General features: G+C 69.8%; 12 protein-coding genes. 7 read left to right on the top strand and 5 right to left on the bottom strand.

Annotated elements, in window-relative coordinates; genetic code table 11:
- Positions 1 to 839, bottom strand: an 839-nt coding sequence (locus V6M42_RS06150; protein WP_332677861.1) for a Na+ dependent nucleoside transporter N-terminal domain-containing protein, incomplete at its 3' end; no start/stop codon positions are given.
- A gap of 163 nt (positions 840 to 1,002) precedes the next feature.
- Here V6M42_RS06150 and V6M42_RS06145 point away from each other — a divergent pair.
- The gene (locus V6M42_RS06145; RefSeq protein ID WP_332677859.1) at positions 1,003 to 1,881 is read left to right on the top strand and encodes a DUF4349 domain-containing protein; all 879 of its coding nucleotides are present in this window, start codon (positions 1,003 to 1,005) and stop codon (positions 1,879 to 1,881) included.
- On the opposite strand, the gene V6M42_RS06140 is transcribed toward V6M42_RS06145, so the two are convergent.
- Positions 1,878 to 2,756: a branched-chain amino acid aminotransferase gene (locus tag V6M42_RS06140; RefSeq protein ID WP_332658441.1), complete on the bottom strand. Its 879-nt coding sequence runs from the start codon at positions 2,754 to 2,756 to the stop codon at positions 1,878 to 1,880. The two genes, V6M42_RS06145 and V6M42_RS06140, sit on opposite strands and share 4 nt — an antisense overlap.
- Before the next feature lie 88 nt (positions 2,757 to 2,844).
- Between V6M42_RS06140 and V6M42_RS06135 the strand changes: the two genes are divergently transcribed.
- From V6M42_RS06135 to V6M42_RS06125, 3 genes are all read left to right on the top strand, one after another.
- A complete protein-coding gene (locus tag V6M42_RS06135) occupies positions 2,845 to 3,576 on the top strand; it encodes a response regulator transcription factor (RefSeq protein ID WP_332658089.1) in 732 nt (243 codons plus the stop codon).
- Positions 3,577 to 3,583: 7 nt separating this feature from the next.
- The gene (locus tag V6M42_RS06130) at positions 3,584 to 4,927 is read left to right on the top strand and encodes an ATP-binding protein (RefSeq protein WP_332677857.1); all 1,344 of its coding nucleotides are present in this window, start codon (positions 3,584 to 3,586) and stop codon (positions 4,925 to 4,927) included.
- Between the two features lie 77 nt (positions 4,928 to 5,004).
- On the top strand, positions 5,005 to 5,499 hold the full coding sequence (locus tag V6M42_RS06125; protein ID WP_332658087.1) for a hypothetical protein: 495 nt from the start codon (positions 5,005 to 5,007) through the stop codon (positions 5,497 to 5,499).
- On the opposite strand, the gene V6M42_RS06120 is transcribed toward V6M42_RS06125, so the two are convergent.
- The 3 genes from V6M42_RS06120 to V6M42_RS06110 all read right to left on the bottom strand — a co-directional run bounded on the left by V6M42_RS06120 (position 5,496) and on the right by V6M42_RS06110 (position 7,157).
- The gene (locus tag V6M42_RS06120; protein WP_332677855.1) at positions 5,496 to 6,296 is read right to left on the bottom strand and encodes a pyrroline-5-carboxylate reductase family protein; all 801 of its coding nucleotides are present in this window, start codon (positions 6,294 to 6,296) and stop codon (positions 5,496 to 5,498) included. The two genes, V6M42_RS06125 and V6M42_RS06120, sit on opposite strands and share 4 nt — an antisense overlap.
- A gap of 5 nt (positions 6,297 to 6,301) precedes the next feature.
- Complete coding sequence (locus V6M42_RS06115) at positions 6,302 to 6,805, bottom strand: YbjN domain-containing protein (protein ID WP_332658085.1); 504 nt, start codon at positions 6,803 to 6,805, stop codon at positions 6,302 to 6,304.
- Positions 6,806 to 6,869: 64 nt separating this feature from the next.
- A complete protein-coding gene (locus V6M42_RS06110; protein WP_332658084.1) occupies positions 6,870 to 7,157 on the bottom strand; it encodes an accessory factor UbiK family protein in 288 nt (95 codons plus the stop codon).
- Between the two features lie 189 nt (positions 7,158 to 7,346).
- On the opposite strand from V6M42_RS06110, the gene lgt reads away from it, so the two are divergent.
- From lgt to V6M42_RS06095, 3 genes are all read left to right on the top strand, one after another.
- Positions 7,347 to 8,219, top strand: coding sequence for a prolipoprotein diacylglyceryl transferase (gene lgt, locus V6M42_RS06105; RefSeq protein ID WP_332658083.1), 873 nt, complete (start codon positions 7,347 to 7,349; stop codon positions 8,217 to 8,219).
- Complete coding sequence (locus tag V6M42_RS06100; protein ID WP_332677863.1) at positions 8,219 to 9,292, top strand: class I SAM-dependent methyltransferase; 1,074 nt, start codon at positions 8,219 to 8,221, stop codon at positions 9,290 to 9,292. The genes lgt and V6M42_RS06100 overlap by 1 nt, the downstream gene beginning before the upstream one ends.
- A gap of 2 nt (positions 9,293 to 9,294) precedes the next feature.
- Positions 9,295 to 9,845, top strand: a 551-nt coding sequence (locus V6M42_RS06095; protein ID WP_332677854.1) for a polyphenol oxidase family protein, incomplete at its 3' end; no start/stop codon positions are given.

The raw sequence follows: 9,845 nt of genomic DNA, 5'->3' as shown, positions 1-9,845 counted from the left end.
GCCACGAACACGATCAGCACCGCCGAGATGTTCAGCACCACCATCAGGCCGTCGGCCGTGCCCTTGACGATGGCGTCGATGGCGCTGTCGTATTTCAACGCGGAGTCATAGTCGGCCACCGTCCCGCCCTCGCCGGGCTTCTCGGGGATCATGATCCGGGCCAGCAGCACGCCCGCGGGCGCCGAGACGATCGAGGCCACCAGCACATGGCCCGCCGCGTTCGCCATCACCGGCGACAGGATGGCCGCATAGGCCACCATGGTGGAGCCCGCGACCGTCGCCAGACCGACCACCATCATCAGGAACAGCTCGGACCGCGTCAGCTTGTCCAGATAGGCGCGGATGACGATGGGGCTCTCGATCATGCCCAGGAAGATGTTGGCCGCCACCGCCAGCGCCGAGGCCCCGCCCAGACCCATCGTCCGCTGGAACAGGATGCCGAAGCCGTGGGTGATCCACTTCAGGACCTTCCAGTGCCACAGCAGGGCCGACAGGGCCGAGATCACGAGGATCAGCGGCAGGACCTGGAAGGCGAAGGTGAACAGGGCGCCGTCGTTCTGCACCGCATAGGGCTGGTCGCCCCCCGCCAGATAGCCGAACACGAACCGCGTGCCCTGGTTGGTCGCGGACGCCAGACCGTCCACGGCTCCCGTGATCGCCGCCAGCACGTTCTGCGAGCCCGGAATGGCGAACAGCGCCAGCACCAGCACCGCCTGCACCGCGATCGCCCCCAGCGTCAGCCGCCAGGGGAAGGCCCGCCGATTCTCGGACAGGGCCCAGCAGGCCGCGACGATGACGACGAGCCCGAGCAGGCTCTGGAGATTCAGCAGGCTGAACATGAAAGGCGTTTCCCGGCCGGCTCCCCGCCAGCTTCGTCCCGTTGAACGCCAGACGGCGCTCTCTGGCAAGCCGCCGTTTCGCTTGTTTTGAGCCCTGAATCCGTCGCGATCCACGCGCGTCATCACGGAACCGTGATCGACACGGGACAGGGAGATCAAGACGATGCGCAAGGCTCTGATGCTGGCCGCGGCCAGTTTGACTGTTTTGTCCGCCTGCGGTCCGGCCGTGCCGGACGGGTCACAGGATTTCGCCTCCGACGCGGCCGTGGCCGAAGCCGCCGTCGAGACCGGGGCCGCCGCCCCGGCCGACCCCGGCGCCGCGGCCCGCGCCGTCTCGCCGCCCCAGCCGCTCGCCCCCGTGGCCCGGATCGCCTACGCCTACCGCTACGCCCTCTCCCTGCCTCGCGACCGCGGCGCGGAGTTGATGAGCCGGCATGAACTGGCCTGCGCCTCGGCCGGGCCCGGCTTCTGTCAGGTGATCTCGGCCCGGGCGGACTGGACCGCGCGCGATCCGGGCGGCCGTCTGGAGCTTCGCGGCCAGCCCGACTGGATCAACCGCTTCCGGGCCAATCTGGCGCTGGACGCGCAGAACGCGGGGGGCCGTCTGGACGAGGCGGTCACCGAGGGCGAGGACGTCACGGCGGGCATCGAAGTCGCCGCGACCGGCTCGGCGACCACCGCCTCCCTGTCCGAACGCATCCGCGTCCTGCAGGCCCGCTCCGGCGGGACCCTGAAACAACGGCTGGAGATCGAGCGCGAGCTGGCCGGGCTGCAGCGCCAGTACGACGCCCAGCAGAGCCAGCTGAAGGCCCTGAACGACCGGGTCCAGTCGGCGCGGCTGACGCTCGAATACCGCCCGGGCGGCGTTCTGGCCGCCGACAGTCCGACGCGGTCGGTGGCGCACGCGCTGTCCGGCGCGTTCGGCCTGTCCATGGACGTGCTGGCGGTCCTGATCACCGTGGGGTCGGCCGCCCTGCCGCTGATCGTGATCGGCGGCGCGGTCTGGTGGGGCCTGCGTCGCCGCAGGCCCGCATCAGCCTAGATCTGGCCGCGGACCAGCCGGCCGTAGTCTTCCATCAGGCCCAGGCTGAGGGCGCCGGGGGTGAATCGGTATTCGCCGATCTCGCTCACCGGCGTCACCTCGGCGGCGGTGCCGGTGACGAAGCATTCGCTGAACGTCGCCAGTTCCTCGGGCCGGATGTGGCGAACGATCACCTCAATGCCCTTGGCGGCGGCCATCTCGATGACGGTCTGGCGGGTGATGCCGTCCAGAATCGCATCCACAGGCGGGGTGTGCAGGACCCCGTCCTGGACGAAGAAGACGTTGGCCCCGGTCGCCTCGGCGACATAGCCGCGCCAGTCCAGCATCATGGCGTCCGCATAGCCGCGCTTCTCGGCCGCGGTCTTGGACATGGTGCAGATCATGTACAGGCCCGCCGCCTTGGCCGCCGACGGCGCGGTCATCGGGTCGGGGCGGCGCCATTTGGCCCACTCCAGCCGGATTCCCTTCGCCTTGGTCGCGGCGTCGAAATAGCTGGGCCACTCCCAGACGGCGATGGCCACGTGGGTCTTGTTGTTGGCCGCCGAGACGCTGACCTGTTCCGGCCCACGGTAGGCCACCGGCCGCACATAGCAGTCGGAAAGGCCCATCTTTTCGCAGGTTTCCTTGCAGGCCGCGTCGATCTCGGCCACGCTGTACGGAAGGTCGAAATCAAGCAGGTTTGCAGAGCGCTTCAGGCGTTCGCTATGCGGGGTCAGCTTGAAGATTTCGCCGCCATACATACGCTCCCCCTCGAACACCGACGAGCCGTAGTGGAGGGCATGGGTCAGAACGTGCGTTTTCGCTTCCCGCCAGGGCACGAAATCGCCGTCCATCCAGATCCAGCCGTCACGATCGTCGAAAGGAACGAAGGCCATTGAATAACGTCTCCCGCGAAGAACACCGGGTTAGAGCCCTCCGAACCGCTCAGGTCAACGCCTGGAGCGGCGCCCGGATCACATCCGCATGAGCGACGTGCGTCCCTATGGCCGGTCCGGCCCGATCGCGGGCCCCGGCGCCGGTCGGCACCTGCTGGTCGTCGATGACGACGACCGCATCCGCGAACTGCTGAAGGAATTTCTCGCCCGCGAAGGCTATCGCGTCACGGGCGCCGCCCACGCGGCCGCGGCGAAGCGGATGATGGAGCTGATCGAGTTCGATCTGGTCGTTCTGGACGTCATGATGCCCGGCGAGAGCGGCTTCGACCTGACGACCTGGGTCCGGTCCAAGGCGGAAACCTCGAAGACGCCGGTCCTGCTGCTGACCGCGCGCGGCGATCCCGACGACCGGATCGAGGGCCTGTCGCGCGGCGCCGACGACTATATGTCCAAGCCCTTCGACCCGCGCGAGCTGGCGCTGCGGGTCGACGCCATCCTGCGCCGCACCGGCGGCAAGCCCCTGACCCCGCGCGAGATCAAGCTGGGCCCCGCGGTCTTCGACATGGAGCGGCTGGAACTGTCGAAGGACGGCAAGCCCCAGCGCCTGACCGAGGCCGAGGCCCAGCTGCTGAAGACCCTGGCCATCCACGCCCATTCGGCGGTCGAACGCATGAGCCTGTCGCCCGACACCGCCGACATCACCGGCCGCGCCGTGGACGTCCAGGTCACCCGCCTGCGCCGCAAGCTGGAGGCCGACCCCAAGAACCCGCGCTATCTCCAGACCGTGCGCGGCGTCGGCTATATGCTGGCCCCGGACTGAGCCGGCGATGAGGCTGCTTCCCGCCAGCCTCTGGCCGCGATTCCTGAAGCGGCGTCTGCCGACCTCGCTGTGGGGCCGGTCGCTGCTGATCATCGTCCTGCCGGTGCTCGTCATGCAGGTGGCCGTCACCTGGGCCTTCTTCGACATGCACTGGCAGACGGTGACCGCCCGCCTGTCCGACGGCCTGGCCGGCGACATCGCCTGGGCGGCCGAAAGCTGGCGCGACGACCCGACGCCCCGGAACATGGCCGTCATCTCCGAACGCGCCCAGCGGTCCATGTCCCTGTCCATCGCCCTGCAGGACGGCGCGACCCTGCCCGCCGAAAGCCGGCGCGGCCCCGTGGGCGTCGTCGATCGCACCCTGGAGAAAGCCCTCGCCGCCCGGCTGGACCAGCCCTTCTGGTTCGACACCACCCGCTACCCCGCCTATGTCGACATCCGGGTGCAGCAGCCGCAGGGGGTGCTGCGCATCATCGCGCCGCGCGAGCGCGCCGTCGCCACCCAGGCCCACATCTTTGTTCTCTGGCTGCTGATCGCCACCGTCCTGCTGATGGGCGTGGCCATCCTGTTCATCCGCAACCAGGTCCGCGCCATCGAGCGGCTGGCCGAGGCGGCGGAGGCCTTCGGCCGCGGCGAGACCCAGGAACGGTTCAAGCCGCACGGCGCCCGCGAGGTCCGCGCCGCGGCCGTCGCCTTCCTGGCCATGCGCGAACGGATACAGCGCCACATCGATCAGCGCACGGCCCTGCTGGCCTCCGTCAGCCACGACCTTCGCACCCCCCTGACCCGCCTGCGCCTCGAGCTGGCGCTGGCTCCCCCGTTCAAGCGCGCGGACGCCATGCGCGGCGACATGGACGAGATGGAGCATATGATCGACGAATACCTCGCCTTCGCCCGCGGCGAAGCCGGCGAGGCGCCCCAGCCGGTCTCCCTGTCCGATCTTCTGGCCGCCGCCGCAGAGGACGCCCGCCGCGCCGGCGCCGAAGTCGAGGTCGACGCGCCGCAAGGGCTGACGGCCTCGCTCCGCCCCCTCGCCTTCAAGCGGGCCCTGACCAATCTGACCGGCAACGCCGCCGCCCACGGCGAGCGCGTCCGGCTCAGCGCCCGTCCCCTGCCCTCCGGCGGGCTCGAGATCGCGGTCGAGGATGACGGCCCCGGTATTCCCGAAGACATGCACGAAGAGGCGTTCCGCCCGTTCTCCCGCCTCGACGCCTCGCGCAACCAGAACCACAAGGGCGTGGGTCTGGGGCTGGCCATCGCCCGGGACGTCGCGCGCGGCCATGGCGGCGACATCACCCTGGAACGCAGCGACATGGGCGGGCTCCGCGCCCTCATCCGCCTCCCGGGTTGATCAAATTTCGCGGCGGCGCTGGTAAAGCGTTGCCTTGAGGATCATCTTTCGTCCGACGGGGGACATCGAGGATCATCATGACCAGACTCGCCATCCTTGCCCCCTTCGCCGCCGGTCTGGCCCTGCTGGCCTCGCCGGCCCTGGCCGATCCGGCCTCCGTCAACATCACCCTGGGTCCTGACCTGATCGAACGGGCCGACGAACTGGGCCAGCGCGAGATCGAGGAACAGGCCAGGCGCCTTGCCGAGGTCGTGCGGCAGACCCTGACGCGGCGCGGCTCCCTCGACGGCGCCGAGATAAACCTGACCCTCGCGGACGTCAGGCCCAACCGGCCGACCATGCAGCAGATGGCCGATACGCCCGGACTGGACGGATTTCGCAGCATCTCGACCGGCGGCGCGACCATTACCGGTCACGTGACCACGGCCGACGGCCTGGTCCATCCGGTCCAGTACGACTGGTATTCGAGCAATCTCGCCGATGTGCGCGGCTTCACGACCTGGCAGGATGCGGACCGGGTCTATCGTCGACTGGCCGACAATCTCGCCGAAGGCCGCTACCAGAAGCGCTAGAAGGCGCGCGCCCGCTGCACGGCGGCGGTGACCGCCGCGGTCGCCGCCCGCTCCAGATCGCCGCTCGCCGACATGGCGTCCAGACCGGCGCGTGTGGTGCCGCCCGGCGAAGCGATGCGGGCGACCAGCGCCTCCAGCGCCTCATCCGTCTCGACCCCGGCTCCCGCGGAACGCAGCGCGCCCCGGGCCAGGCGGCGCGCCGCCTCCATGGACAGCCCTTCGGCCTGCCCCGCGTCCGCCAGCGCCTGGACGAAGGCGTAGATGAAGGCCGGAGCCGAACCGGCGACCGCCGTCGCGGCGTCGATCTGCCCTTCCGTCTCCAGATCCACGACCTCGGCCATGGGGGAAAACAGATCCCGTGCGGTTTCCAGCGCCCCGGGATCGGCCGACCACACAGCCGCGACGCCCCTCGCCTGCGCCACGGCCGTGGTCGGCATGACCCGCGCGACAGGCCGCGCCGAGACTTCGCTCATGTCCGCCGCCGACACGCCCGCCATGACCGAGACCAGCTGCGTGCGCGGGCCCAGGCGGGCGATCAGCGGCGCGAGGGCCGTCCGCCACATCGCCGGCTTGACCGCCAGCACCAGCACACGGGCGGCTTCAAGCTCGTCGTGCGGCGGATTGATCCGCGCGCCGCGCGCCCGTGCCTGTTCGGCCACGGGCTTTGCGGAGGGCGTGAGAATGATGAGATCGGAGGGATCCACCGCGCCGGTCTTCAGCCATCCCTCGACGATGGCGGAGCCCAGCCGTCCGCAGCCCAGAAGGACGACAGGGCCGGAAGGTGCGGGAGGGGTCATGGCCGTCAGGCCGTGCCGACGGTCTCGAACAGGCAGGCGTCGATCGCGTCCTGCGGCTTCTTCGATCCGCGGATCATGAAGTCGAAGGCGGGGTAGTAACGGTCAGCGGCCTCGACGGCCGCGTCGATCATGGACGCCGCCTGGGCCAGGGTCGGGCGCTCGCCCATCGGCAGGGCCAGCGAATGGCGGAAGACGATCTCGCCGTCCTCGGCCCAGACCTCGAAATGGCCCATCCAGGTCCGCTGGTTGATCAGGCCGACCAGCTCATAGGCGGCGGCGCGGCGCGCCTTCGACGCCTGCAGATCGAGGGCGCAGCACAGCTGCAGGCAGTCGCCTTCGGGACGCCAGGCGAACCACAGTTCATAGTCCTTCCAGTCGCCGGCCAGGGCGAAGGCCAGGTCGCCTTCATCGGTGCGGTCGAACGGCAGGTTTTCGGCCACCAGGACGTGTTCCACGACATCCAGCGGATCGTAGGGAACATCGACTTCTTCGGGCCGTACAGCGTCCATCAGGCACTCTCCGGGCGCGACTCACGCCCTGTCACGCAACGGTAGGCGGGTTCGCAGATTCGGCTCAACCGGCTGCGTCCTGAGGGGGAACCGACGCTGTGGACGTTCCCGTGGCAGGCTTTTTCGCCGCCTTTTGAGCGCCTTTCAGAGCCGCGATCTCGGTGCGGAGCGCGGCGATCTCGGCCTTGAGGGCGTCGAACTCGTCGCGGCGGACCAGATCCATTTCCGCCACCATGCGATCGGTCTGCGCGCGGAAGGCGGTCTTGGCCTCCTCCCCCGCGGCCTGGGCCAGGCCCATGGCGCCGGTCGTCAGCTTTGCGAACTCGTCGAGGATGGGGTTGCGCGTCTGCATGAGAAATCTCCCGCCCGCACCCGCGAGCTTCGTTAACCAAGGTTCCGCCGATATGGTGAACGAAACCTTGCTGTCGATGCGATCTATGGCCTGATTTGGGCCCCGGCCAATGCGTTGTTGCTGAAATTTCAGGGACGCGCCCGGCTCCGCTTGCTAAACGGCATTCAGGACCACCCGTCAGGAGCGCCCGTGCAATTTCCCGAGTTCGACCCGGTGCTGCTCAGCATCGGCCCGCTGGATATCCGCTGGTACGCGCTGGCCTATGTCGCCGGCATCGTTCTGGGCTGGTGGTATGCCTCGCGGCTGGTGAAGGCCAACGCCCTGTGGCAACCGGCCAGGCCGCCGGTCACGACGCTGCAGCTGGACGATCTGGTCCTCTACGTCACGCTCGGCATCATTCTGGGCGGCCGGCTCGGCTACGCCCTCTTCTACCAGCCCTCGCTGTACGGTCGCCTGTTCACCGGGGCCGACTGGGGCGAGCGGCTGTCGCTGTTCCGGCTGTGGGACGGCGGCATGTCCTTCCACGGCGGTCTGATCGGCGTCTCGATCGCCATCGTCTGGTTCGCCTGGCGCCACAGGATCCGGCTGCTCAGCCTCGGCGATCTGGTCGCCCCCGCCGCGCCGATCGGCCTGTTCTTCGGCCGTCTGGCCAACTTCATCAACGGCGAGCTGTGGGGCCGCGAGACGACCGTTCCCTGGGCCGTCCGCTTCTGCAACGACCGGATCTACCGCCTCTACAACGGCTGCCCGGCCGGCGACGTGCCGCGCCACCCCAGCCAGCTGTATGAAGCCGGTCTGGAAGGACTGGTCCTGTTCGCCGTCCTCTGGTTCGCCGTTCACAAGGGCAGGCTGCTGGCCAAGCCGGGCTATGTCACCGGCATCTTCCTGTTCGGATACGGCCTGTCGCGGGCCCTGCTCGAGAATGTGCGCCAGCCGGACGCGGGCAAGCTGTCTGAACTCCCGCTGGGCCTGACCATGGGCATGATGCTGTCGATCCCGATGATGATCGTGGGCGCCGTGCTGATGTGGCGCGCCTGGAGCCGGCCGCCCGCCGCCGCCTGATGTCGCTCGCGGAAAGACTGGCGCGCGAGATCACCCTGACCGGACCGATGACGGTGGCCGACTATGTCGTCCGCTGCCTGCACGATCCCGAGGGCGGCTACTACGCCACCCGGCCCGCCATCGGCGCGACGGGCGACTTCGTCACCGCGCCCATGGTCAGCCAGATGTTCGGCGAACTGATCGGCCTGTGGGCGGTCGAGCTGTGGCAGCGGCTGGGCGCGCCCGAGCGCGTCCGGCTGGTCGAGGTGGGTCCGGGCGACGGCACCCTGATGGCCGACGCCCTGCGCGCGGCGCGACTGGCCCCGGACTTTCTCGCCGCCGTCGATCTGGTCCTGATCGAGCCCAGCCCGCCCCTGCGTGCGGCCCAGGCCCGGATGTTGAACGACAGCGACGTCCATCCCCGATGGGTCAGGGACCTGAACAGCGTCGAGACCGACGCCCCCGTCATCCTGGTCGCCAACGAGGTTCTGGACTGCCTGCCCGCGCGCCAGTTCGTGAAGACGGAGGACGGCTGGGCCGAACGCCGCGTCGGGGTCACCGACGAGGGCGGCCTGACCTTCGGACTGGTGCGGATCACCGGCGGCTTCGCGCGGCCCGCTTTCGAGGTCGAGCCCGGGCAGACCGTCGAGATTTCCGAACAACAGGCCGCGTTCGGCCGCGATGTGGCGGCCCTGGTCAAGGCGGCCTCGGGCGCCGCCCTGCTGATCGACTATGGCCGGGCCAGACCCGAGGCCGGCGACACGCTTCAGGCCCTGCGGCGGCACCGGAAGGTCGATCCGCTGGACACCCCGGGCGAGGCCGACCTGACACAGTGGGCCGACTTCCCGACCGTGCAGGAGGCCGCCATCCGGGCCGGCGCCGATGTGACCGGCGCGCTGGGCCAGGGCGAATTCCTGCGCCTGCTCGGGATCGAAGCCCGCGCCGACCGGTTGAAGTCGGGACGGCCGGACGCGGCGCCCGTCATCGAGCGCCAGCTGGCCCGCCTGACCGCCGACGACCAGATGGGGACCCTGTTCAAGGCCTGCGCGGTCTTCTCGCCCCGCACCCTGGTCGTCCCGGGCTTCGAGGACTGAGCATGATGCTGGAACCGATCACCCACCCCCTGCTCGACAAGACCGGCGTCCGCCACGGCTTCTTCACGCGTCAGGGGGGCGTCTCAACCGGCATCTACGACAGCCTGAACACCGGGCTGGGCTCGACCGACGACGCCGCGGCCGTCGCCGATAACCGGCGACGGGTCGCCGGGCACATGGGGGGCCGCCCGGATGACTTCGCGGCCTGCTACCAGATCCATTCCAGCCTCGCCCGCGTCGCCGTCGCCGGCTGGAAGGGCGACCGGCCCGAGGGCGACGCCACCGTCACCGCCACGCCGGGCGTCATCTGCGCCGTCCTGACCGCCGACTGCGCGCCGGTGCTGCTGGCCGACACCGAGGCCGGCGTTGTCGGCGCCGCCCATGCGGGATGGAAGGGTGCGCTGGGCGGAATCATCTCCTCGACTGTCGCGTCGATGCAGGCGCTCGGCGCCGAACCGCGCCGCATGGTCGCCGTGGTCGGCCCCTGCATCGCCCAGGCCAGCTATGAGGTCGGCGCGGACTTCCAGGAACGGTTCGACCACCACGACCCCGG

The sequence above is a fragment of the Brevundimonas sp. genome, assembly GCF_036677305.1.
Lineage (GTDB): Bacteria > Pseudomonadota > Alphaproteobacteria > Caulobacterales > Caulobacteraceae > Brevundimonas.
This window is presented reverse-complemented; position numbering and strand designations above follow the sequence as displayed.